We start from the raw sequence: 24,673 nt of genomic DNA, 5'->3' as shown, positions 1-24,673 counted from the left end.
CTATCGTACATATGAAGTATATCGTTTCGATAATCACCGCTTTCCTGTTGCTCATCGGATTCTCCACCAAAGCACAGGAAACGGAAAGCGCTCCAATCCATACCTCCTCCTGGGAATTCACCGCCGAAAAAAAGGCGCAAGGAGAATATATCCTGAAATTCAAAGCCAAAATAGAACCGGGCTGGAAACTCATGGCCGCCTCCATGGGGGACGACGAGCCCAACTCCCGCATCGTTTTCGACAGCCTGAGCGACACGCGCGTCAAAATCCAGGCCCTGGCAGACGTTTCCAAGCCCCTCACGGCCAAGGAGCCCCTGCTCGATAACATGGAGATCAAATACTTCGAGAACGCTGCGGAAATCACCGCCACCGTCAAGTATAACACGGATTCCGTAAAAGACCTCCGCGGCACCGTGAACTACTTCATCCTCAAAGGAGAAGAAGTGCTCCCCGAAGAAGTTCCCTTTACCTTCACCGCAGATGCCTCCGGCAACCTGGCCGGTAAAACAGGCGGACTGGAAGAGAACGTAGCCGCCGCCGCAGGCCTCAAACGCCCCACTATCGATCTCGCCAATCCCATCATAAAAGTGGGCGGCATCGGTAACGAAGGCGAATCCAGCGTTTGGCTCATTTTCGTGCTCGGATTCCTCGGCGGCCTCGTGGCCCTGGTAACACCCTGCGTGTTCCCCATGATCCCGCTCACGGTGTCTTTCTTCACCAAATCCGCGCAAGACCGCAAGTCGGGCATCTTCAACGCTTCCATGTACGGGTTCTTCATCTTCCTGATCTACGTACTGTTCAGCCTGCCCTTCCACATCGCCGGTAAAGCCGACTCCGCCATCTTCAACAATATTTCCACCAACGTCTGGCTGAACCTGGCCTTCTTCGTGGTATTCGTGGTATTCGCCCTTTCCTTCTTCGGTCTGTTCGAGATCACCCTGCCCAGCGGCCTCGCTTCCAAAGCCGATTCCAAAGCCAACAAAAACAGCCTCGTGGGCATCTTCTTCATGGCCCTCACCCTGGTGGTGGTTTCCTTCTCCTGCACCGGCCCCATCATGGGTTCCCTGCTTGCAGGCGCCGGTTCCGCCGCCGGTGGCGCTAACGGCGCATGGATGCTCACCGCGGGCATGGCCGGCTTCGGCATCGCCCTGGCACTGCCCTTCGCCCTTTTCGCCCTCTTCCCCAACTGGCTGAACTCGCTGCCCAAATCCGGCGGCTGGCTCACCTCGGTGAAAGTAGTGCTCGGCTTCGTGGAAGTAGCCCTCGCCATTAAATTCCTGTCTAACGCAGACCTCGTTACGCACTGGGGCATCCTCCACCGCGAAACTTTCTTCCTCATCTGGATCATCATCTTCGGCCTCACCACGGCATACCTCTTCGGTCTGATCAAGTTCCCGCACGACAGTCCCGTTAAAAAACTGGGCAAAGTGCGCATCTTCTTCGGTATCCTCTTCGGTGCTTTCACGCTCTACCTGATCCCCGGCATCACCAACACCAAATACGCCCGCATCCGCCTCATGAGCGGCTTCGCGCCCCCGATGTCTTACAGCTGGTACGGCCATCACACCGCTACGGAAAAAGGCGCCGTGGAACCCGATATCATCAACGAATACGAGAAAGGCCTCGCGCTCGCCAAGGAAAAGAACATGCCCGTGCTGCTCGATTTCACCGGCTGGGCCTGCGTGAACTGCCGTAATATGGAGGAAAACGTGTGGACCGATCCCGAGGTACATTCCCTCATCAAAGACAACTACGTCCTGATTTCGCTCTACACCGACGATCGCAAGAAACTCGGCGAAAACGACCAGTTCCTCTTCAAATCCGACGAAGGCTGGTCCAAAAAGATCGTGACCATCGGCGATAAATACGCCACCTTCCAACGGGTGAATTTCATTAACCAGTCGCAGCCCCTGTACGTGCTCATCACGCCAGACGAAAGGCTGCTGACGCTCCCGGTGGCCTACACACCCGATATCCAGGAATACTCCAACTGGCTGAAAGCCGGCCTGGAAGGCTGGAAGAAGGTGAGCAACACCGCGCAGAAATAATCCGCCACCGGAATAAAAAGGAAAGGACGTCTCCGCAATGGGGCGTCCTTTTTTGTTTTATAGTTGTGCTACCATGTCAAAAGAGCGACTGGCCGCAGCCGCGGAAAGTTTTCCCGTCTACCGTGAGGGTGACGGTGAAAGGGTATTTTTTATCCCCGTCGTCCGCGCACACCTGGTTGTCGAATTTGGCGGTCAGCGTGTGGCCGTTAGCGGAAGATGTGAAAATTGAAGCGTCCTTATCGCCTTTCCGGGCCTGTGTTGCGGGGAGCTCGATGATGTTCTCGCCGTAATTGCCGGTATAAATGATCTTTTTATTGGGAATGATGGCCAGTGACCAGCCCGGCTCGTTGCTCACGGCCCAGTGCGAAGCGCCGAGGCGGCGCATTTCGTTGGCTTTGGGGCTGAGGTCTTTCCGGTCGATCAGCAGCGCCGCGTTGGCTTTTTCGGCCAGGGTGTTCACTTCGACGGGGCTGAACCGGTAATCGGTTTTGCCGAAGGGCGATTCGTACGGCGTGATGGCGGCGGCTTCCAGGGACGGGAGGTCTTTAGCCTTGCGGCTTTCCGAGCCTACGAGCGTATCCACATCGAAATAGAACGTGTTTTCGATGACGCCCGTTTTGGTGGTGATCACTTCGCGGAGCATTTTCACGTCTACCGAAACGGTATCGAGGTAAAACCAGGTTTCGATGCTGGAATCGCCCGGAGGGCCTTCCGGGAAGATATAGAGCCGGATGGGCGTGTCTTTGATGGAATATAAACCGATGACGCCGGCGGAATTATCGCCGTTCACGAAATTATGCGCGGCCAACATCTTGTTGGAAGCGGCTTTTTCGTCGATGCTGGACACATATTCGCTGATGGCTGTCAACCGCGCCGCGTCCGCAGCTTCCGCTTCGGCTTTTTCACCGCCGCCGGCGCAGGCGGCCAGCCCGGCCAGCGCAGGGAACAATAAAACATATGGCTTCATAAGAAAGGATTTTAAAACGGGCTGTACGTTGCGAATCGCGTGCCAGTTTTGTGATCTCTTGAAATTCAGGTAGTTAGTAGCTTAGAGATAACACACGGAACGCCCAAACGGTTCGCTGCTTCAGAATTGCTTCAAATTTGTGCGTAATTTTGCCGGATCATGAAAGTGTTGCTGATAGAAGATAATGTGGAGCTGGCAAGCAGCATCTCGGCCTTCCTGGCGCGGGAAGGGTATATCTGTGAAGTGAGCTACAACATCCGCGATGCGCAGGACAAGCTCATTTCCTTTCCGTACGACTGTGTATTGCTCGACATTATGCTGCCCGACGGCAACGGCCTGGAAATTCTCCGGTTCATGCGCCAGGAGCGGATGCAAAGCAGTATTCTCATCCTTTCCGCCAAGAATTCGCTGGACGACAAGATCATCGGGCTGGAAGAAGGGGCAGACGATTACCTGACCAAGCCCTTCCACATGCCGGAGCTGAACGCCCGCCTCCGGGCCATTTACCGGCGGAAAACACTGGGCGGCAGCAATATCATCGCCTTCAACGAGATCACCCTCAACATCGACACGTTCGAAGCCTGGGTGAACGGCATGCTGCTGGATATGACCCGGAAGGAATTCGACCTCCTCATGTATTTCATGGTCAACAAGAACAGGGTGCTTTCGCGCCAGTCGATCGCCGCGCACCTTTGGGGCGATTATACCGACAACCTGAACAACTTCGATTTCGTGTACCAGCATGTGAAAAACATCCGCAAGAAAATCAGTTCCGCCAACGGGACGGATTATATCGGCACGGTGTACGGGCTGGGATATAAATTCAATACATCCCGACAATAACAGCGCATGAAGATCGTAGACAGATTTACGTTGTGGTTCCTGGGCGTTACGATGCTGATCATCCCCATCAACAGTATTATCACTTACCAGAGCATCAAGGGGGAGATCGACCGGGCGGCGGTGGAGCGGCTGAAGCATGTCAACATCCGTGCGGCGGAGCAGCTGGGGCGGGGAGAGGCAGTCGGCGAGTTCATGCAGGGCTGCCGGATCAAGGCGGCGCCGTCGGATTCCACCATGCCGGCGGATTTCTTCCTTATTTCCGACCGCAACGTCAAGCACGATCCCAATATGGAGGATTACGACCGGAAGATCACCGTGGCGTCGTGGCATATGATCAACGGCACGAGTTATAAAATCATTTCGGGGGATTACGTGACCCGTTCCGAACAGATCCTGACCGGTTTGCGGACCAGTATTTTGTGGAAGCTGGCAATATTGATAGGCCTGATCGTGCTCACGGCGCGCCTGGCTTCCAGGCTGGTGCTGGCGCCTTTTTACAACACCCTCAAGAAACTGCAGCATTTTAACCTGCGGTCGCGCACCAAGCTCGACTTCAAGCCCACCCGCACCAAAGAGTTCAACGAACTGAACAAGTTCGTCGGTAAAATGACCGACAAGGCGGTGGACGATTATATTTCCCTGAAAGAATTTTCCGAGAACGCCTCCCACGAACTGCAAACCCCGCTGGCGATCATCCGCAGCAAGCTGGAGCTCATGTCCGAATACAACATTGAAGGCGAACAGGCCATCCTCATTTCCGACATGCAGAACGCGGTAGACCGGCTCACGAAGATCAACAAGAGCCTCGTGCTGCTGGCACGCCTGGAAAACAACGAGTTCGAATGCCGGGAACTGCTCGACTTTTCCCGGTACGCCCGGGAAACGGTCAATACCTTCTGCGATCTGGTGACCATCAAGGGGCTGACGATGGATTACCGCATCGAGGAAAAGGTGGAAGTGAAGCTCCATACGGCCCTGGTAGACATTTTACTGAACAACCTCATCGGCAACGCCATCCGCCATAATTACGCCGGCGGTCATATTTCCGTGGAGCTGACGAGCCGCCGGCTCGTGATCGCCAATACCGGCCTGGAGCCCCAGGGGCCGCCGGAAGAGATGTTCCAGCGGTTCAGGAAGGGGGCCAAGTGCCAGAGCTCCGTGGGCATCGGCCTGTCTATCGTGAAGCAAATATGCGACATGAACAACTTTACCATTGAATACCGGTTTAAAACCGGTCATCACATAATTTCGATCGATTTTCCCGCCACTTTCACTTCTTCAAAATTGCTTCAGAATGATGCGCGCTCTTTGCATGAGAAAACTCAGCTGTAAGGCTGCCATGCTTTAAAATCGCTCATTTTTGAAACAGATGACATCACGCTATCCTGTTCATCTGCTGTTGTCTGTTATCCTTCTCACCGGTTCCACCGGCGCCCGCGCGCAGGTGCTGACCCTGAAAGATGCTGTACGAACGGCACTGAACAACTACGGTTCCATCAAGGCAAAAGCCAACTACGTCAACGCCTCCAAAGCCGCTGCAGAACAGGCCCGCCGGGATTATCTGCCCAACTTCAGCGTGTCTGCCCAGCAAGACTATGGTACCATCAACGGACAGAACGGTCCGCTGTACGGTTTCGGCGGTCTGGGCGTAGCTTCTTCCGGTATGGCCATGCCGGAGCAAAACTGGAACGCCGCTTTCGGGGCGCTCTACCTGGCCAATATGAACTGGGAATTTTTCGCGTTCGGCAGGATGAAGGAAAAGATCAAAGCCGCACAGCAGCTCGCGCACCGCGACGAGCGCGACTTCCAGCAGGAACAATTCCGGCACGAAGTGAAAGTGGCCGGCGCTTATCTGAACCTGTTGGCCGCCCAGCGCCTCAGCGCCGCCTGGGAGCGCAACCTCGAGCGGGCCGATACTTTCCGTTCCGTGGTAACGCGCCGCGCCAGGAACGGCCTCATCGCCGGGGTGGATTCTTCCCTTGCCAACGCGGAAGTGGCCAGTGCCCGCATTTCCCTCACCCGCTCGCGCGATGTGGAGCAGGAACAGGCTAACCTGCTCGCGCAGCTCATGGGCCTCGCGCCACAGCCGTTCGTCCTCGATTCGCTCATCCTCACCCGTTTGCCGGTGGTGGTGACGGATACCGTGGCCATGCAGACGGATGCGCATCCCGTCCTTCAGTTTTACCAAAGCCGCATCCAACTGAGCCGGGAGCAGGAAAAGTACATCCGTACCCTGCAATATCCCGCGTTCAGCGTTTTCAGCATTATCCAGACCCGCGGATCTGGGTTCCGGGCGGAATACATCACCGACCATACCGCTTTCACGCATAATTACTGGGACGGCGTGAAGCCCACCCGCACCAACTACCTGCTGGGCCTGGGCGTCACCTGGAACCTGACCAATATCTTGCGGGTGAACAAGCAGCTCGGCGCACAGGCGTACACGTCCAAAGCATTGCAAAATGAAATGGAAGTAGTAGACCAGCAACTGAAAGCACAGTTGTCGCTCGCGGATGCCAAAATGAAAAACGCGCTGGACACATACCGCGAAGCCATCGTGCAGATCAAATCCGCGTCTGACGCCTATCTCCAGAAAACCGTGATGTACAGGAACGGGCTGAGCACGCTGGTAGACGTCACCCAGGCGCTGTATACCCTCAACCGCGCGGAAACCGACCGCGACGTGGCGTATAGCAACGTGTGGCAGGCGCTGCTGCTGAAATCGGCGGCCGCAGGGGATTTCGGATTATTTATCAACGAATTTTAATCATAGCAGATAATGGGACTCATCAAAAGCGCGCTAGACAAACCGATCACCATCCTCGTACTGGTGGCGGGATTGTTTTTCTTCGGCGTGAAAGCGGTGCGGGAAGTGAAAGTCGACATCTTCCCCAAGCTCGACATGCCGGTGCTCTACATCGCGCACCCATTCGGCGGATACACGCCCAACCAGATGGAAGCCTTCTTCGCCAAGCAATACGTGAACATCCTGCTGTTCGTGAACGGTGTAAAATCCATCGAAACGAAAAACGTACAGGGCCTCACGCTCATGAAGCTCAACTTCTACGAAGGCACCAATATGAGCCAGGCCGCGGCGGAAGTGTCTGCATTCTCCAACCGCGCCCAGGCCATTTTCCCGCCCGGCTCCCAGCCGCCGTTCATCATCCGGTTCGATGCGTCTACGCTGCCGGTAGGTGAGCTCGTGCTCAGTTCCGACAAGCGGACCAACAACGAACTGATGGATATGGCGAACGTGTACGTCCGCGCATCGTTCACCTCCATCCCCGGCCTGGTGGCGCCGCCGCCGTTCGGGGGCAACATCCGTACCGTGGTGATCAAGGCAGACCCCGAGCTGCTGCGCATCCATCACCTTACGCCCGACCAGCTCGTGGAAGCGCTCCGGTTGAATAACCAGGTGGCGCCTTCGGGCAACGTGCGCATCGGCGACAAAAACTACATCACACCTACGAATACGACCGTCAGGAGCATCAAGGATTTCGAGAGCCTGCCGCTGTTCAAAGGCGGCGTGCAGACGCTTTTCCTCCGCGATGTGGCCACGGTAGAGGACGGGGCGGATATTGCCGCGGGGTACGCCCTCGTGAACGGCCGCCGGTCTGTATACCTGAACGTCGCCAAATCGGCCGACGCCTCCACCTGGGAAGTGGTACAGAATCTGAAGAAAGCCATCCCGCGGCTGCAGGCGCAGTTGCCGGAAGACGTAACGCTCAGTTACGAATTCGACCAGAGCACTTACGTGATGAACGCCGTGAAAAGTCTCGTGACGGAAGGCATCATCGGCGCGATCCTCACGGGTCTGATGGTGGTCCTGTTTCTGGGAGACCTCCGCGGCGCGCTCATCGTGATCCTCACCATTCCCGTGTCGATCATTTCGGGCGTACTGTTTTTGAGCCTCTTCGGTCAAACCATCAACATCATGACATTGAGCGGCCTCGCCCTCGCCATCGGGATATTGGTGGATGAAAGCACGGTCACGATCGAGAACATCCACCAGCACTTCGACATGGGCAAACCCAAGGCTCTCGCCATTTGGGACGCATGTAAGGAAATCGCTTTCCCGAAACTGCTGATCCTGTTCTGTATCCTCGCCGTGTTCGCGCCAGCCTTCACCATGAAAGGCATTCCCGGTTCACTGTTCCTCCCGCTGGCACTTGCGATCGGCTTCTCCATGATCACTTCCTACTTCCTTTCACAGACGTTTGTGCCGGTTATGGCCAACTGGATCATGAAAGCACATAAGAAAGGACATGTTCCCGCCAACGAAAACGATACCTGGGACCAGAAGAAAGTGCTCGTGGAACGTGCCGATTTCAATAACGACGGGAAAGTGAGCGGCTTCGAGAAATTCCGGAACCGTTTCATGAAACTGATAGACCGGCTCATGCCCGTCCGCAAACCCGTGGTGATCGCGTACCTCGTCATCATCAGCGGTATCGCGTTCTGGCTGTTGAGCGGCATCGGGCGAGACGTGCTCCCGCGCACCAACGGCGGCCAGTTCCAGATCAGGCTGCGCGCGGAAGAGGGGACGCGGATGGAAAGGACGGAAGAAAAAACGCTCCGCGCCATCCATACCATCGAAAACGTCATCGGCAAGGAAAATATCAGCATCACCTCGTCTTATGTAGGCCAGCACCCCGCGCTGTTCTCCGTGAGCCCGATCTACCTGTTCATGGCCGGGCCGCACGAAGCCGTGCTGCAGGTGAGCCTGAACAAGGACAAACATTTCGAGCTGGAAGGACTGAAGGAACAGCTGCGTGCCGCGCTGAAGGAAAAAGTGCCCGACATGACACTGTCTTTCGAACCGATCGAGCTGACCGATAAAATCCTCAGCCAGGGTTCCCCCACGCCGGTAGAGGTGCGCATTTCCGGGAGGAATAAAAAGCTGAACGAAGCATACGCCAACAAGATCATCGATAAACTGAAAGCGATCCACTACATGCGCGACGTGCAGTTGCAGCAATCCACCAAATACCCGTCTATCAACATCGAGGTAGACCGTACGCGGCTGGCGCAGCTGGGCGCTGATATGACGGACGTTACCCGTTCGCTCATCGCATCCACATCTTCCAGCCGGTTAACGGAAAAGAATGTTTGGGTGGATGAGAAAACGAACCTCAGCTACAGCGTGCAGGTGGTGGTGCCGGAAAACAAAATGAACAGCATCGATGAGATCGCCGAGATCCCGCTCATGAAAAACGCATCGCGCCCCGTGCTGGGAGACGTGGCCACCCTTACCCCGGGAACCACTTACGGAGAGAACGACAACCTCGGCGCCATGCCCATGATCTCCGTGACCGCGAACCTCAACGATACCGACCTCGGTACCGCCAGCGAAGACGTAAAAGCCGCCATCGCCTCCCTGGGCGAGCTGCCCCGCGGTTTAACGATGGAGCCCGTGGGCCTGAGCAATACGCTCACCGAAACGCTGAGCAGCCTGCAAAGCGGCCTGATCGTGGCGATCGTGGTGATATTCCTCATGCTGACCGCCAATTTCCAGTCGTTCCGCGTATCGTTCGTAGTGCTGACCACGGTGCCTGCGGTGATCCTGGGTTCGTTGCTGTTGCTGCGCATCACGGGCAGTACGCTGAACCTGCAATCGTACATGGGCATCATCATGTCTGTCGGCGTATCCATTTCCAACGCGGTGCTGCTGATCACGAACGCGGAGCATTTGCGCAAACATAACGGCGACGCGCTGGCATCGGCCAGGGAAGCCGCCGCGCTGCGGCTCCGCCCGATCCTCATGACGAGCCTCGCGATGGTGGTGGGCATGATCCCCATGGCCATCGGGCACGGCGAAGGCGGCGACCAGGTAAGCCCGCTGGGCCGCGCGGTTATCGGCGGACTGGTAGCCTCTACGGTGGCGGCGCTCGTGATGCTCCCGCTGGTGTTCGGATGGGTGATGAAATCCGCATCCACGCAAAGCGTTTCCCTTAATCCAGAAAACAAAGACAGTAAACACTATATACCTTCCCTGTATGATCACAATCAATAAAACGCCGGGCCTCGCCCTTGCAGCGGCCATCTGGCTTGCCGGTTGCGGCGTTTCGCAGAGCAAACCGGAAAATACGAAAGTGGAAACGGCCACCGCCGTCACCGCCTTTCCGCTCGGGAAAGCGATCTTCTCCGCATCCCTGAGAACGCCGGGAGAGTTGCAGGCTTTTCAGCAGGTAGACCTCTACGCGAAGGTGAACAGCTTCGTCCGCAAACTCAATGTAGACGTAGGCGCTACCGTACAGGCGGGCCAGGTGCTGGCCACCATGGAAGCCCCCGAACTGGGAAGCGCCCTGTCTGGCGCCGAATCGCGCCTGCGCTCGCAGGAAGCCGTGTACCTCGCCAGCAAAGCCAATTACGACAGATTATATCAAACCAGCCTCACGCCCGGAACGGTGTCGCAGAACGACCTGGACATGGCTTTCGCCAGGCAGCAGAGCGATTTTGCGCAGAAAGAGGCCGCCCGGGCCGCCTATCGCGAAATCGCCGACCAGCGGAATTACCTGGAGATCAGGGCGCCCTTTTCCGGGGTGATCAGCGCGCGCAACGTGAGCGCCGGCGCATACGTGGGGCCTTCGGGCAAAGGTTCGGAAATGCCGCTGTTCACGCTGCAGGAACAGAAGAAACTGCGCCTCGTAGTAACCGTTCCCGAAGCATATACGCCGTACCTGAAAGAAAAAAGCGCCGTGAAATTCGTGATCAAATCCCTCGGCAACCGTGAATTCGACGCCATTATCAACCGCCTCGCCGGCGCGCTCGATGCCCGGCTGCGCTCGCAACGCGTGGAAATGGACGTCCTGAACAACGATAAACTCCTCCTGCCCGGCATGGTGGCCGAAGTGCACATCCCGCTGGCAACGGCAGACAGCGTGTTCGTGGTTCCCTCCACCGCCGTGGTCAATTCCACCGAAAAAATATTCGTCATCCGCGTGAACGGCAATAAATCGGAATGGGTAGACGTGCAGAAAGGCCGCGAAGCCGACGGCAAAACGGAAATATTCGGAAACCTCCGCGATGGAGATATGCTTGTGGAAAAGGCCAACGACGAAATCAGGAACGGATCTGCCGTTACGATCAAGAAGTGATACGAATCAATGAGTGGCCAGTAGACAGGAGCAGCGCAGTGATAGGCGCTGTTCCTTTTTTTATGCCGGTATTAAAAACCATGCCATGGAAATTTCAACTTATTGCACTGTAAACCAATTCATTAAGTGTAGAGAAGAATCCACAGTCCCGTTGTTTGAAAATTGAATAATTTTCAGCCGCTTTATTCAGCCAATATGATATTAATCGTAGACGACAGGCCTGAGAATCTCTATTCCCTGCAGCAACTTCTGGAAGTGAATCATTTCAAAGTGGATACGGCCTCCTCGGGCGAGGAAGCTTTGCGGAAAATACTGCGCAATACCTATTTTCTCATCATCCTCGATGTGCAGATGCCGGAAATGGACGGGTTCGAAGTTGCAGAAGCGATCACAGGCTACAGCAAGTCGAAAGACATCCCCATTATCTTCCTTTCCGCCGTGAGCGTGGAAAAGCGGTTCATTACCCGCGGCTATTCGTCGGGCGGGCTGGATTATATTACCAAGCCCGTAGATCCGGAAATCCTCCTCCTCAAAGTGAGCACCTTTTACCGTCTTCACCAGCAAACACGCGAACTGCATGAAGCGCAGGAAGCGTTGCGGCAGGAAGTCATGGAAAGGAAAGCGGCGCAGGAAGCGTTGTCGCACAGCCTGGAAGAGCTTCGTTCCATCCTCGAATCCATCCAGCAGATCGCGTTCACGCTCGGGCCTTCGGGCCAGATCGAGTTCGCCAACCGGTATTGGTACCGGTACGCGGATTCGCTGGAAACCTTGCCGGTTACGCCGGAGGGGGAAACCTCCCTGCCGGAATGCATCGCCAAAGCCATGGCGTCTGGCCAGCAGGAAGTTTGCGAAGTGCGGATCCGGCCCATCGGGGAAACGGATTTCAGGTATCATCTTTTCAGTTTGACGCCGGTGTGGAAAGAGGGCGCCATCGGGAAGTGGGTCTGCATCTTCACCGATATCCACGAACAGAAAATGATCAACCAGCTGCTGGAAAACCGTGTAGACGAACGGACCCGCGAACTCCAACAGGCCAATCACGACCTGGAATACAGCAACCACGAGCTCCAGCAATTCGCATACGTGGCCTCGCACGACCTGAAGGAGCCCCTCCGGAAAATCCAGGTATTCAGCAACCTCATCAGCGGCAAATTCGGGACGGAAGCGCCCGAAGCAGAACATTACCTCAGCAAGATCGTGTCTTCCGCCGCGCGCATGAACAGCCTCATCACCGACGTGCTGGAATATTCCAAGATCTCCATCGGCGGACAATTCCGCGCTACCGACGTCAACGCCATCCTCCGCGATATCCTCGACGATATGGAGCTGCTCGTCCGCGAAAAAGGCGCCGTGATCCGGATGGAAAACGTACCATTGCTCCTCGCCATCCCTTCGCAGATGCGGCAGGTGTTCCAGAACATCCTCAGCAACGCCCTGAAATTCTCCCGCCACGGCGTTCCGCCGGAAATCAGCGTGGTCGCCGAAAGAACGGAGGAACTGTCTGTAACCGGTGAGCCTGCTGCCGAAGGGGCCTATTGCCGCATCACCGTCAGGGATAACGGCATCGGGTTCGACGAACGGTATCTCGACAAGATCTTTGTCATCTTCCAGCGGCTGCACGGCCGCAACGAATTCGAAGGAACGGGCATCGGGCTGGCCATCGTGAAAAAGATCGTCGATACCCACGGCGGACTGGTAACAGCCAGCAGCCGCGAAGGCGAAGGATCGGTATTTACGATCGTACTGCCCGTTCATCAACATCAACACGAAAACCATACTCAAGCAAGCGATACATGAAGTCCAATTTCCAGCGCAACCTCATCATCGGGTTCGGGTTCTCGCTATTCCTGCTTATTACAGGATCGGCAGCGTCCATCATCAGCATCCGCAATCTCATTTCCAGCGCGGAGTGGGTGGAACATACCAACCAGGTGATCCGCCATCTCGACGATGTGCTTTCCCACCTGAAAGATGCGGAAACCAGTCAGCGCGGCTTCCTCATCACCGGCGACCGCGAATTCCTCGAACCCTACCGGGGGGCGGAAGACAGCATCATGCGGCATATCCGCTTCACGAAAGAAATGACGGCCGACAACGTCAGGCAGCAAGCTTCCGCAGAAGAGCTGACGCTCGCCATCCGGCAGCGGCTGGCCGTGCTCAATAATAATATCGACAAAAAGAAGCGCGGCGCGGAAATCACGGTAGACGATATGGAGCGCGGAAAGGAACATATGGACCGGGCGCGGATGCTCGTCACGGAAATGAAAACTTCCGAACAGTACCTCCTCGCCCAACGTACCAGCCGGATGAACGCGTTCGCCGGCACTACGCCCGTTTTCGTGCTCATCGCTTCCATCGTGGCTATTTTCATCACCATCGTTTCCTTCCTGAAAGTCAACGGCGACTACAAACAACGCATCGCTTTGCAGAAGGAACTGGAGAAGAAAGACGAAGACATCACCCGCCGCATCCATATGACGCAGGAAGTGGCCGCCAGAATATCGGCCGGCGATTATGCGGCCCGTATTACGGATGAAGTAGACGACGGTCTCGGCCAACTGACGGTTTCCCTGAACCGCATGGCCGCATCCCTCGAGAAATCCTTTACCGACCTGGCAGACCGCGAATGGCTGCAATCCGGCGTGGCGGCGCTCAACGACCAGATGATCGGCGAATATGAGCTCGACGAGCTGGCCCGGCGCGTGCTGGACTTTGTGGTGCCTTACACCAATGGCAGCACCGGCGCGGTATACGTGGCCGAAGAAGGCGGACGGCTGCGGCTTTATGGCCGGCATGCCGCGGAAAGCGACGGCCTGGAAGAAGTATTGAACTTCGGCGAAGGGCTCGCGGGACAAAGCGCCCTCAGCCGCAAGCCCATCGTGCTGGAAGACGTTCCCGAAGGATTGCTGCGCATGCAGGTCAGCTGCGGCGCCATCCAGCCGAAATCCGTCATCGCACTGCCGCTGTATCACGAACGGAAAGTGATGGGTGTGCTGGAAGTGGCGTCCCTGCGTAGTTTCAGCAACCAGGAAAAATCGTTCCTCGAATCGGCCGTGCTCAATATCGGCACCGTCATCCACATCCTCGACAACAGAAAGCGGCTCCAGGAACTGCTGGAAGAAACGCAGAGCCAGGCCGAAGAACTGCAGGCCCAGCACAACGAACTGGAAAATGCCAACAGCGAACTGGAAGCACAGACGGAAAAACTGCAGGCCTCGGAAGAAGAGCTCCGCACGCAGCAGGAAGAACTGGTAGATGCCAATTCCCAACTGGAAGAAAGAGCGCGGCTGCTGGAAGAAACCAACCGCCTCGTGAAAGACTCCAACCGCGAAATCCAGCGCAAAGCCGAAGAACTTGCCCAAAGCACGAAGTATAAATCGGAGTTTCTGGCGAATATGTCGCACGAACTTCGGACACCGCTCAATTCCATCCTGCTGCTGTCGCGGCTGATGGTAGAGAATAACGAGCGCAACCTGTCGGCTGAGCAGATCGAATACGCCCGCGTGATCCAGAATTCCGGGAAAGGACTGCTCATGCTCATCGACGAAATCCTGGACCTGTCCAAAATCGAGGCGGGGAAAATGGATTTGGTGTATACGGAAGCGGGTGTGGAGGAAGTGGTGAAAGACATGCGCGCACTGTTCGAACCGCTGGCACGGGAGAAAGGGGTGGATTTCGGAACGGAAATAGCGGAAGACGTGCAGGGCGTTTTCGAGACCGACCGTCAGCGGCTCGACCAGATCCTCCGGAACCTCCTCAGCAACGCCATCAAATTTACCGACGAAGGCAGGGTGACGCTGCGCGCCTGGCGCCCGGCGGATTATACCAATACTATCGCATTCACCGTGGCGGATACCGGTATCGGCATCGCCGCAGACAAGCAGGACGTGGTGTTCGAGGCATTCCAGCAGGAAGACGGCTCCACGCGCCGGCGATTCGGCGGAACGGGCCTGGGGCTTTCCATCAGCCGGGAACTGGCGCGGCTCATGGGCGGCGAGATCAGGCTGGTGAGCGAACCGGGTCAGGGAAGCCAGTTCACCGTGCTGCTGCCCGTTTCGTCCGGAGTCGGGAAAGTGGAGAAGCTTTCGGCCTCCGAACTGATGCCCGCCAAAGAGAAAAGCGTATACCGCCAGCGGTTCGTGAGCGACGCCATTCCCGTGGGAACGGTGGAAGACGACCGTGCGGCGATGAAACCGGGCGACAAATGCATCCTCATCGTGGAAGACGATCTGAATTTTGCGCGGTCGCTGCTCGAATTCACCCGGGGCAAGGGGTACAAGGGCATCGTGACGGTCCGCGGCGACGAGGCGCAATCCCTCGCCGAACAATTCCTCCCCGCCGGCATCCTCCTCGATATTCAACTGCCCGTCAAAGACGGTTGGGAAGTGATGGAGGAACTGAAGAGCCATCCGGCCACCCGCCACATTCCCGTCCACATCATGTCTGCCTTCCAGGCGCGGTTTAAAAGTTTGTCCAAAGGCGCGGTAGACTTCATCGATAAACCGCTGACCTTCGACAAGATGGACGATATCTTCCGGAAGATCGAGTTCATGCTCCACGAAAACCCGCGCAAGGTGCTCATCGTGGAAGAAAACCTGCAACATGCGAAGGCCCTGGCGTATTTCCTCGAAAACTATAAAGTCAACACCGAGATCCGGAACGATATCAGCGGCAGCCTGGAATCGCTGCAGAAGCAGGAAGTGAACTGCGTGATCCTGGATATGGGCGTTTCCCACGCCCGTTCTTACGAAACGCTGGAGCAGGTGAAGCGGGAACCCGGACTGGAAAATATTCCCATCATCGTGTTCACCGGCAAGAACCTCAGCCGCGACGAAGAATCGAAAATCCGCGGTTACGCCGATTCGGTGGTGGTGAAAGTCGCCAATTCTTACCAGCGGATCATGGACGAGGTCTCGCTTTTCCTGCACCTGGTGGAAGGGGAGAAGAAAGACGCGGAACGCCCGGGCAATGGGCTCGGCAGGCTGGCGGAAGTGCTCCGCGGGAAGAATATTCTGCTGGCAGATGATGATGTACGCAACATTTTTTCGCTCACCCGCGCGCTGGAAAGCTTCGGCATGAAAGTCATTTCCGCGACAGACGGCAGCGAGGCACTGCAACTTTTATCGAACAACAGGGACGTAGACATCGTATTGATGGATATGATGATGCCCGAAATGGACGGGTACGAATCCACCCGCCGCATCAAAGCCGATCCGGCCACGCGCCACCTGCCTGTGATCGCCGTTACGGCCAAGGCCATGAAGGGCGACCGCGAGAAATGCATCGCGGCGGGCGCGTCTGACTATATCAGCAAACCGGTCGATATAGACCAGTTGCTGTCTTTATTACGGGTATGGTTATACGATTCCGGAAAATAAAATATGCGAATGCAGCAGATAGATATGAAGGATGAGTGGCTGGACGGGTTTCTGTACGATGTCTTGGAGACGCATGGGTATAATTTCGTCAATTATGCGCGCCCCTCGCTGCGGCGGCGCCTCGGCCGGCTCATTGCGCTCGACCGCTTCGGTAGCCTCGACGATTTCCGCCGCCGCGTGCTGGACGATGAAACGTATTTCCGGCATTTCGTGGAGGAAGTGACGGTGAACGTGACGGAGATGTTCCGCGATCCGGCGTTTTACCGTTTGCTGCGGAAGGAGGTATTGCCGGCCATCGCGCATGCGCCGCTGATCCGCATCTGGCATGCCGGCTGCTCAACGGGCGAAGAGGTGTACAGCATGGCGATCCTGCTGCGCGAAGCGGGATTACTGCACCGGTCGCTTTTGTATGCTACAGACATCAATCCGGCGGTGCTGGAGAACGTGCGGAAGGGGATCTTCCCGCTCAGGTCCATGAAACAGTATTCGGAAAACTACATCCAGTCGGGGGGTACACAGGATTTCAGTCAATATTACACCGCCAAATACGACCTGGCCAAATTCGGCGAAGACCTCATCCGCCGGATGGTCATTTCCCCCCATAACCTTGCTACAGACCGGTCTTTCAACGAATTCCAGCTGATCCTTTGCAGGAACGTGCTCATTTATTTCGATAAAGACCTCCAGAACAAGGCGCTACAGTTGTTCGACGACAGCCTGGAAACGGGCGGGTTCCTGGCGCTGGGCACCAAGGAAAGCCTGCGCTATTCCCCGATAGCACCGAGGTACAGGCAATTGCCGCAACGGTTGCGGATATGGAATAAAATCAATTGAAAAATTTACGGAGGATTTCTTTCAGCGACGTGATGCTGTATTGCTTCACCACGTAGTCCGTGGCGCCAAGAGCTTTGGTATCCTGGATGTCTTTCGGGTCGGAAGAAGTGGAGTAGATCACGACCGGTATGCCCGATAAATTCGGCTGGCTGCGAATGGCTGCGAGGCAATCTTTGCCGGTCATCCTTGGCATGTTCAAATCGAGGAAGATGAAGGATGGCGTTTCATGTTCGCCCGACTGTAGGAGCTGAAGGCCTTCTACGCCGTCGTCGGCAGCCAGAAAATGCACTTCGTCGTTCACATCCTGCAAGGCGATTTTAAATATTTCCTGATCGTCCCTGTCATCATCAATCAAAAGGCAGCTAATTTTTGGCTTCATCGTCAGGACGGGTTTTGTCTTTTAGTATCAGCAAATGTAACAAAAAGACAGTTAAATCCAATAGGCGCACACGTTTGACTATATAAGTTGCCACATACAAAAAGGCCGGAGATCGACTCCGGCCTTTCGCATGTATGTATTATTTCTCCAATCCGCGGTTTTTGAGGAGGAATTTCACTTCCGGTGCGCGCATCCTGAACGCTTTGTAGAGGTCCATCGGTTCGGCCGTTCCTCCTTTTTCCAGTACGTTTTTCCGGAAAGAGTTGGCGGTGGCGGGGTCGAAGATATTGCCCGTTTCCTTGAACGCTGCGAACGCATCGCTGTCGAGCACTTCAGACCAGATGTAGCTGTAATATCCCGCAGAATACCCGCCGGCGAAAATATGCTGGAAATAGGTGCTGCGGTACCGCGGCGCGATCTGGGGGATGAGGCCCAGTTTGTCCATCTGATGCTTTTCAAATTGCAACGGATCTACCTTTTCGCCGGGAGCAAGGGTATGGTATTGCATATCGAGGAGCGAGGCGGCGAGGTATTCTACCGTCACGAAGCCCTGGTTGAATTTGGAAGCGTCGTCCATTTTCTTCACGAGGGATGCGGGGAGTTGTTCGCCGGTTTTGTAATGTTTGGCGTACATTTTCAGCACTTCCGGCTCAAAAGCCCAGTGCTCCATGATCTGTGACGGCAGCTCTACGAAGTCGCGCGGAACGGAGGTGCCGCTGAGGGTTTCGTATCTGACGTTGGACAGCAGCCCGTGCAGGGCGTGGCCGAACTCGTGGAAGAAGGTTTCCACTTCGTCGGGCGTGAGCAGGGCGGGTTGGTCGCCGGCAGGTTTGGTGAAGTTGCAGACGATGGAAACCACCGGCGCCACGCGCTTCCCGTTTTCGGTGGCCTGTTTGCGGTAGGAAGTCATCCAGGCGCCGCCGCGCTTGGAGCCGCGGGGGAAGAAGTCCATATAGATCACGCCGATATGGTCGCCGTTGGCTTCATTCACTTCATACGCCACTACGTCTTCCTGGTAAACGGGAATGTTTTTCAGTTGGGTGAATGTAATGCCGTAGAGCTTTTTAGCCACGGCGAAAACCCCTTCCCGCACGTTCTCCAGCTGGAAATACGGGCGCAGTTCTTCGGCGTCGTAGTTGTATTTTTCCTTGCGCACTTTGTCGGCGTAGTAAGACCAGTCCCACGCTTCGAGCTTTTCACCTTTTCCTTCCCGGTCCATCACCTGCTGCATTTCCGCGGCTTCGTTTTTGGCTACGGGCAGGGCGGCTTCCCAGAGGCGGTTGAGGAGATCGTTGGCCTGGGCGGGCGTTTTGGCCATGTTTTCTTCGAGCACGAAATCGGCGTGGGAGGCATAGCCGAGCATGCCGGCTTTTTCAGCACGGAGGCTGGCCAGCCGGCCTGCGATTTCCTTGTTGTCGCGCTCGTCGTTATTGTTGCAGCGGTTGATGTAGGCTTTGTACATTTTTTCGCGCAAGGGGCGGTTGGCGGAGTATTGGAGGAACGGCATCACGCTGGCGTTGTGCAGGGTGAATCGCCATTTCCCTTCCTGGCCGGCTTCTTTGGCGCTGATGGCGGCGGCGGTTTTCAGGGAAGCCGGGAGCCCGGCGAGGTCGGCCTCGTTGTCGACGATCAGCTCGAACTGGTTGGTTTCCGCGAGCAGGTGCTGGCCGAATTTCACGGTCAGCAGCGAGGTTTCCTTATTGATCTCGCGCATCCGGGCCTGTTTGGCGGCATCGAGATTGGCGCCGCTGCGCACGAAGGCTTTATAGGTTTTTTCGAGCAGGCGATGTTGCTCGGGTGTGAGTTGTAAGGCGTTGCGTTTTTCGTATACGGTTTTCACGCGGTGGAAAAGCGCTGGGTTGAGATAGATATCGTCGCTGTTCTGGGCCATTTTCGGGGCGATCTGCCGGGAAATGCCTTCCAGGTCCGGATTGGTATTGGCCGAGGTCAGGTTGAAGAATACGGCGCTCACATTGCGGAGGAGATCCCCGCTTTTTTCCAGCGCGGCCACGGTATTTTCGAAAGTGGGCACGCTGCGCTGCATCGTGATGGCGCCGATGCGCTGTTGCTGCTGACGGATGCCTTCCTCGAACGCGGGCAAGAAATGTTCGGCCCTGATTTCGGCGAAGGGCGGTACTTTGAAGGCGGTGTTGAATTCCTGCAGAAACGGGTTGGTAGCTGCCGGCGCCTGTGCCATGGCGGATGGTCCTGTCGTCATACTCACTGCAATTATCAGGTTTCGGGTAATATTGGCTATGCGCATTGTTGTAACAAAGTTGGCTTGGGGTAAAAATAGGGAAAAAAAGATAAAGCCCCGGCTGGCGGAGCTTTTGACATGTATTCAAAGGGTTTGCGGGGTCAGGGGGCCCGTTTCAACCGGAAATATTCCCGCTCGGTATCGCTGATCGTATTGATGAAAATGAGTGAATCTTCCTTGATGGTGTACTTGTATTCCCGCTTCAGCTGGGTGGCCGTGGGCAGCAGCATGTTTAAGGTGATTTTATCCGGCGGGGTGAGGAAAAATCCCTTTCCGCCCTGGTTGTAGCTGGGGTAATTCACCACATCCGAAACCCCGAATTCGTACTCCCACCCGTCGAACCGGATGCTGATGTTGGAAATGTTATAACTGATGCCGCCTTTTTCCACATAAAACTTGCCGGCATATTTCCCGCGGAAGGCTTCCGGGGGCTTGTTCCCGTCTTTCTTGCAGGCGGTCATTACCAGGATGGCGGGTAGGAATATGTAGAAAATTCTCATCGCGGTGTTTTCGGGTAAAACGGCGGTCCCCGTCTTTTTGTTACTCTTTCCATGGAAATAGGGTAAAAATGCGGCTGCCCTGCCACGCAGGCAGGGCAGACCGGAAATGTTTTGGGGCTGCAAGACCGGGTTGAGGTCTGAATGGATGTTTGGGATTAGATGGATTTTTGGGGTTAGCTGGATGATAGCTGTTGAATAATTTTTGAGGCAACGGATGGATGTTGGGGCTGGATGATTGCAGGTAAAACGGGCAGTAACGCGGATTTGTTACTTCGTTTCCCCGCTAATCGGCCGCCCTGCCGCATTTGGCAGGGCGAACCGGAGAATTTCGGGGCTGAACCGCCATTTTCATGGCCTGAAATGGATGCCGTTTTTGGGATAGATGGATGAACGCAGCGGTATTGAGGTCACAGCATGGATGTGCGGGGTATGGATGAATTTTTTTTTGGGGAATGGATGCGTCGGGGCTGCGGATGAAATGTATGTTCCGATAAAATCAAAGATCATGCCTTACGCAGAAGTATCCCTCGATATTGTTTTTGCCGATAGGCTCCTGGTCGTTGTCGATGAATTCGCCGCCGCCGGTCATGGTAAAACTGCCGCTGATGAATTCACCTTTGGCACCGAGCTCCACAACATGGAGCGCACCGCCTGCGGGAACGTATTGCTTGAGTGCTTTGTCGTAATAGATGCTGGCGGTTTGTTTATCGGCCCCGTCCACATACACCAGCGCCGTTTTCATGAGCCTGTCCCAATGGAAAGCCCCGGTGCCGCCGCCCCATGCCAGCACGATGTACCTTATCCCGTTGGATGCGGTGACCTCGAATCCTTCGTCTCCCGCGCCACCATCGGCCGGTAACAGGTGCCAGGGCCCGCCATTGATCCTGTACACGAGGCCCTGCGGGATCACCGTCAATGTGCTCACCACCATCAGCTGTTGCTTCCTGTCTTTGAGCGTAGCCGTCACGTTCGCGATCTCGGGCTTCTGTACGGTCGCGGGAGCGGAGTAGGTGCCCTGTCCGCCGTTACCATTCACCGTTCCCACGCCGCCTACCGTCCACGACTGTATGAAATTCCCGGGCAAGGGCCGCCCTTCGCCCAATGCGATATCCTGACCGTCGGCAGGCACCAGCGGCGTGAGCAGATCATCGCCCGAAAGCGGGATGTACGACTTCACCGTAAGTTGCGCCTGGCCGCCTGCTTTCACGGTAGTGGCCACGGGCTCGAGTTGCAGCCATTGCAGCAGGGCCCAGTTGGAGAAATGGTCCGTCTGCACGGAAACGGTTTTCTTTACCTTATCGATGACCGGCGCTTTGGCCAGCCGCCAGAAATTTTTCTCGTCCTGCCGCGCAATGCCGAGCGCTTCGGGAATGTTCACCCAGCTTTCGTGGCCTTCCCACGAAAATTCCAGGGTCACGGGTTTCTGAAAAACGGTACCGTGCGGCTGCAGCTCGAAACTTCTGCCCACGGCGCCTGGTGCGGTGTTCTTCACTTCCTGGATCAGGATGTCGGTATTGGCGTTCACCGCGCCAACGGGTATACGCAATTTGAACGAACCGTCGGCCGAAGTGATGGTGGCGCCGGCCGGCGTTACCATGGCGATTACGCCGGGGCCGATGGGCTCACCAACTGGACGGGCTTTCGGTTCCGAGGGGATTTTTCCCGGTAATTCCGTTCCCGGCTCCGCCGGCTTCGGATCTTTTTTACAGGCTGCCAGCAGCACAAAGGCCGGCAGGAATACGCATAACAACTTTTTCATTTGGGGGTTCATTTCTTTTCAGCCGCAAATATAGTTTGTGGGAAAAGCCGGCCTATAGGTAGTGCTACCTAGTTGTGGAGGTGGCGGTTATGTGCGGTTTTAAGGGCTGGATAAAAGGAATGCCGCCCGGATGGGCGGCATTCTGGTATAGGGATTTTCAGGGATGGCAAAGGTTATTGCTTTTGCGCTTCGCGTACGGCCTTGAACAGCGCCTTGAAGGCTTTTACGTTCTCTTTCGCCAGCGGACGATACTCGCCGCGCTCATAATACGCATCGATAAACTCTTTGGAATTGAACCACATCGTCTCGAAAACGCCCTGCATGCGCTGTCCCAGCGGCAGGGCCCATTCTGCACGGGTGGCGTCTTTCCGGATCTGGAGCACCTGCTTCAGCTGGTCGAGCGCAACTTCCGTGTTGGAACAGGGGCTGGCGAGCACATTGAAGCCTTTCAGCGCGAAGTAGCCCGGAGTGGGAGGGGCGCTTTCATATTTCCAGTCGGTGATCACGATGTCTTTGGAAATGCGGTCGATGGCGCGGTGCGTGTCGTTCATGCTGGCCTGCCAGGCGAGGAGGTTGGTCGTTTTGCCGTCGATGAGGCGGTCGCTCCACATCCACATTTCCACGTTCTTCTCTTTCAGGTGTGCGTGCAGCTTGTTGACGTACTCGGCGAAGATTTCCGATTTGTCGCCCCCGCCGCAGCGCGGACATTTATCGTAGCCGATGATCCACACTTCGTCCAGCCCCACATGCAGCGCGTCTGCCTCGAATGCTTCCACGAGCTCGTCCATCATGGGGAAGAACACCTTCAGCAGGTCGGGGTGGCGCGGACAGATGCTTTTGCTGTAGAAATCGAACATGCCGCCGCTTTTCCAGGGAACGGGCGGGTTGTAGTCGGGCGATTCGTCGAATTGGGGATAGGCTTTCAGGAGCGGCCCCATTTCCGTGGCTTCCGACTGGTGGGCCATGAGGTTCATGATGGGGATGAGCCTGATCTTCGCCTCCCTGGCGGCTTTCACGATCTGTTTCACGTCGCTTTCGGACAGGGCGTTCTTTTCCGCTACTTCCGGGTGCGATTTGTACTGGTATCCGTATTCGATGCGGATGGCCAGGGTGTTGACACCTTCTTTCGGCAACGCTTTCCGGACGAAATCACAGAAAACGGCTACGTCCTGCTTCGCCGGAGCGCTCATCAGCAGGCCCCTCACGGGCAATTCGTTCCATTTGTACGCGGCCGTCTGTGCGGCGGCGGTAAAGCTGGCGGTTGCAAGGATGCATACCGCCAGGAGATTTTTTAGAATGCTTTGCATAGTTGATTATTCGGCTATCACTTTTCTGATCCTGTCGTTTTTCCTGTCTACCACGTACACCGCCCCGTCCACCCCAACGGTAACGCCGGTGGGAGCGCTGAAGAGGGCTGCGGAGCCGGTGCCGTCTGCGAAACCAGCCGTGCTGCCGCCGGTGAAGGTGCTTACTTCCCACGAGGCCGTGTTCACGAAGCGGATACACTGGTTGGTATTGGTGGAACTGCCGTCCCAGGTGCCGTTCCCGGCGATGAAGAGGTTGTCGTTGGCGTCTACGGCCACGCTCCAGGGCAGGTCGAATTTCGCGGAAGCTGCCGGGCCGTTCACGAGGCCTGCCTGGCCGGGGATGCCGATGGTAACGCCGGGTTCCCAGCTGCCGGCTTTGTACTGGCGGATGATGTGGCTGCCGTTCACGACCACGTAAAGGTTGCCTTTGCTGTCTACCGCTACGTCTGACGGGTAGCTGAGGCCGCCGATGATCTTTTCGGAAGCGCCGGTCCCGGGGTCCACTTTATACACACTGCCGTCTCCACGCGCGTCGGTGTAAAAGAGCGTCCCGTTGCGCCGGTCGATGCCCATTCCCCAGGCTTCGAACCAGCCTACGAGGGAGGTGGTGCCGTTGGCGGTAACCTTCCGGATCGTCCAGGCTGCGGGGTCGGAAACGTACACGATCCCGTTGCCCGCGGCCACTACGTCGAATGGCATATGGAATTCCGCTTCGGCGGCGGTGCCTTCCTTATAGCCGCTGTTCCCGTTCCCCGTGAGCGTGGTCACCGTTCCGTCCGGCGCGATTTTGCGCACGCGGAGGTTGCCGGCTTCGGGAACATACAGGTTGCCGTTTTCGTCGATATCGATACCGCAGCGATTGCCGATGTTGAACGATGCGGCGGTGCCTTTCCCGTCTACGTAACTGGAATTGCCACTGCCGGCAAAAGTGGTTACGATGGTGGAGGGTCGGTATCCGAAGTCGTCTTTGCTCGAACCTTTATGGCCGCGGATGTTTACTTCGATTTTACCGGTCCCGGCCTTGGGAGGGATGGCGATGAGGATGCGGTCTTCCACCACACCGGCCACGAACGCCGGAACGCCGTTCACGGTTACGGAGACGCCGCTGGTATCTTTGGTGAAATTGCTGCCGTAGATGAGCACTTCCACGCCTGCGCCGCCCACTTCCGGCGTAAATTTCTCGATCACCACGGGCGCGTTGGGATCGTGCCCGAAGCCTTTTTCTTTTTTGCAGCCTGCCGTTGCCAGCAACGCCAGCGCGGCTATGAGGGAGAATGCGATATGTTTCATCATTGATGTCGGTT

General features: G+C 56.3%; 16 protein-coding genes. 9 read left to right on the top strand and 7 right to left on the bottom strand.

What is annotated here, in order from left to right; translation table 11 throughout:
• Positions 1-11: 11 nt before the first annotated feature.
• Positions 12-2,048: a protein-disulfide reductase DsbD family protein gene (locus EJ361_RS04530; RefSeq protein WP_126244173.1), complete on the top strand. Its 2,037-nt coding sequence runs from the start codon at positions 12-14 to the stop codon at positions 2,046-2,048.
• A gap of 76 nt (positions 2,049-2,124) precedes the next feature.
• Here the strand turns inward: EJ361_RS04530 and EJ361_RS04525 are convergent, their stop codons facing one another.
• Complete coding sequence (locus EJ361_RS04525) at positions 2,125-3,015, bottom strand: hypothetical protein (protein ID WP_126244172.1); 891 nt, start codon at positions 3,013-3,015, stop codon at positions 2,125-2,127.
• A 159-nt stretch (positions 3,016-3,174) separates the two neighbouring features.
• Here EJ361_RS04525 and EJ361_RS04520 point away from each other — a divergent pair, with 159 nt between their 5' ends.
• The 8 genes from EJ361_RS04520 to EJ361_RS04485 all read left to right on the top strand — a co-directional run bounded on the left by EJ361_RS04520 (position 3,175) and on the right by EJ361_RS04485 (position 17,167).
• Complete coding sequence (locus EJ361_RS04520) at positions 3,175-3,858, top strand: response regulator transcription factor (protein ID WP_126244171.1); 684 nt, start codon at positions 3,175-3,177, stop codon at positions 3,856-3,858.
• 6 nt (positions 3,859-3,864) lie between these two features.
• A complete protein-coding gene (locus tag EJ361_RS04515; RefSeq protein WP_126244170.1) occupies positions 3,865-5,190 on the top strand; it encodes a sensor histidine kinase in 1,326 nt (441 codons plus the stop codon).
• 37 nt (positions 5,191-5,227) lie between these two features.
• A complete protein-coding gene (locus EJ361_RS04510) occupies positions 5,228-6,625 on the top strand; it encodes a TolC family protein (RefSeq protein ID WP_126244764.1) in 1,398 nt (465 codons plus the stop codon).
• 12 nt (positions 6,626-6,637) lie between these two features.
• Positions 6,638-9,871 (top strand): efflux RND transporter permease subunit, encoded by a 3,234-nt coding sequence (locus EJ361_RS04505; RefSeq protein WP_126244169.1) that lies wholly within the window; start codon positions 6,638-6,640, stop codon positions 9,869-9,871.
• Positions 9,855-10,955: an efflux RND transporter periplasmic adaptor subunit gene (locus EJ361_RS04500; RefSeq protein WP_126244168.1), complete on the top strand. Its 1,101-nt coding sequence runs from the start codon at positions 9,855-9,857 to the stop codon at positions 10,953-10,955. The genes EJ361_RS04505 and EJ361_RS04500 overlap by 17 nt, the downstream gene beginning before the upstream one ends.
• Before the next feature lie 195 nt (positions 10,956-11,150).
• Positions 11,151-12,752, top strand: coding sequence for a sensor histidine kinase (locus EJ361_RS04495; protein WP_126244167.1), 1,602 nt, complete (start codon positions 11,151-11,153; stop codon positions 12,750-12,752).
• Positions 12,749-16,333: a response regulator gene (locus EJ361_RS04490; RefSeq protein WP_126244166.1), complete on the top strand. Its 3,585-nt coding sequence runs from the start codon at positions 12,749-12,751 to the stop codon at positions 16,331-16,333. Before EJ361_RS04495 ends, EJ361_RS04490 begins: the two co-directional genes overlap by 4 nt.
• A gap of 9 nt (positions 16,334-16,342) precedes the next feature.
• On the top strand, positions 16,343-17,167 hold the full coding sequence (locus tag EJ361_RS04485; protein WP_126244165.1) for a CheR family methyltransferase: 825 nt from the start codon (positions 16,343-16,345) through the stop codon (positions 17,165-17,167).
• Here EJ361_RS04485 and EJ361_RS04480 read toward each other — a convergent pair.
• The 6 genes from EJ361_RS04480 to EJ361_RS04455 form a co-directional block, all read right to left on the bottom strand.
• Complete coding sequence (locus EJ361_RS04480; protein WP_126244164.1) at positions 17,160-17,546, bottom strand: response regulator; 387 nt, start codon at positions 17,544-17,546, stop codon at positions 17,160-17,162. The genes EJ361_RS04485 and EJ361_RS04480 overlap by 8 nt on opposite strands.
• A gap of 139 nt (positions 17,547-17,685) precedes the next feature.
• Positions 17,686-19,764, bottom strand: a complete 2,079-nt coding sequence (locus tag EJ361_RS04475) for a M3 family metallopeptidase (protein ID WP_240646543.1) — start codon at positions 19,762-19,764, stop codon at positions 17,686-17,688.
• A 140-nt stretch (positions 19,765-19,904) separates the two neighbouring features.
• Complete coding sequence (locus EJ361_RS04470) at positions 19,905-20,303, bottom strand: hypothetical protein (protein ID WP_126244162.1); 399 nt, start codon at positions 20,301-20,303, stop codon at positions 19,905-19,907.
• 496 nt (positions 20,304-20,799) lie between these two features.
• Positions 20,800-22,062 (bottom strand): hypothetical protein, encoded by a 1,263-nt coding sequence (locus EJ361_RS04465; protein WP_126244161.1) that lies wholly within the window; start codon positions 22,060-22,062, stop codon positions 20,800-20,802.
• Between the two features lie 173 nt (positions 22,063-22,235).
• Positions 22,236-23,369 carry a family 20 glycosylhydrolase gene (locus tag EJ361_RS04460; RefSeq protein WP_126244160.1) on the bottom strand — a complete coding sequence of 378 codons (1,134 nt, stop codon included), beginning with the start codon at positions 23,367-23,369 and terminating at the stop codon, positions 22,236-22,238.
• Between the two features lie 6 nt (positions 23,370-23,375).
• Complete coding sequence (locus EJ361_RS04455; RefSeq protein WP_164714083.1) at positions 23,376-24,662, bottom strand: IPT/TIG domain-containing protein; 1,287 nt, start codon at positions 24,660-24,662, stop codon at positions 23,376-23,378.
• Positions 24,663-24,673 lie beyond the last annotated feature (11 nt).

Source organism: Chitinophaga rhizosphaerae, assembly GCF_003958645.1.
In the GTDB taxonomy this organism is placed as follows: domain Bacteria; phylum Bacteroidota; class Bacteroidia; order Chitinophagales; family Chitinophagaceae; genus Chitinophaga; species Chitinophaga rhizosphaerae.
Note: the sequence above shows the minus strand (reverse complement) of the source record. Positions and strands in the feature narration are given on the sequence as shown.

Bases quoted from the DNA above. Each gene is read 5' to 3' on its own strand.
- EJ361_RS04530 (WP_126244173.1), top strand. From the start codon at position 12: ATGAAGTATATCGTTTCGATAATCACCGCTTTCCTGTTGCTCATCGGA.
- EJ361_RS04525 (WP_126244172.1), bottom strand. From the start codon at position 3,015: ATGAAGCCATATGTTTTATTGTTCCCTGCGCTGGCCGGGCTGGCCGCC.
- EJ361_RS04520 (WP_126244171.1), top strand. From the start codon at position 3,175: ATGAAAGTGTTGCTGATAGAAGATAATGTGGAGCTGGCAAGCAGCATC.
- EJ361_RS04515 (WP_126244170.1), top strand. From the start codon at position 3,865: ATGAAGATCGTAGACAGATTTACGTTGTGGTTCCTGGGCGTTACGATG.
- EJ361_RS04510 (WP_126244764.1), top strand. From the start codon at position 5,228: ATGACATCACGCTATCCTGTTCATCTGCTGTTGTCTGTTATCCTTCTC.
- EJ361_RS04505 (WP_126244169.1), top strand. From the start codon at position 6,638: ATGGGACTCATCAAAAGCGCGCTAGACAAACCGATCACCATCCTCGTA.
- EJ361_RS04500 (WP_126244168.1), top strand. From the start codon at position 9,855: ATGATCACAATCAATAAAACGCCGGGCCTCGCCCTTGCAGCGGCCATC.
- EJ361_RS04495 (WP_126244167.1), top strand. From the start codon at position 11,151: ATGATATTAATCGTAGACGACAGGCCTGAGAATCTCTATTCCCTGCAG.
- EJ361_RS04490 (WP_126244166.1), top strand. From the start codon at position 12,749: ATGAAGTCCAATTTCCAGCGCAACCTCATCATCGGGTTCGGGTTCTCG.
- EJ361_RS04485 (WP_126244165.1), top strand. From the start codon at position 16,343: ATGCAGCAGATAGATATGAAGGATGAGTGGCTGGACGGGTTTCTGTAC.
- EJ361_RS04480 (WP_126244164.1), bottom strand. From the start codon at position 17,546: ATGAAGCCAAAAATTAGCTGCCTTTTGATTGATGATGACAGGGACGAT.
- EJ361_RS04475 (WP_240646543.1), bottom strand. From the start codon at position 19,764: ATGACGACAGGACCATCCGCCATGGCACAGGCGCCGGCAGCTACCAAC.
- EJ361_RS04470 (WP_126244162.1), bottom strand. From the start codon at position 20,303: ATGAGAATTTTCTACATATTCCTACCCGCCATCCTGGTAATGACCGCC.
- EJ361_RS04465 (WP_126244161.1), bottom strand. From the start codon at position 22,062: ATGAAAAAGTTGTTATGCGTATTCCTGCCGGCCTTTGTGCTGCTGGCA.
- EJ361_RS04460 (WP_126244160.1), bottom strand. From the start codon at position 23,369: ATGCAAAGCATTCTAAAAAATCTCCTGGCGGTATGCATCCTTGCAACC.
- EJ361_RS04455 (WP_164714083.1), bottom strand. From the start codon at position 24,662: ATGATGAAACATATCGCATTCTCCCTCATAGCCGCGCTGGCGTTGCTG.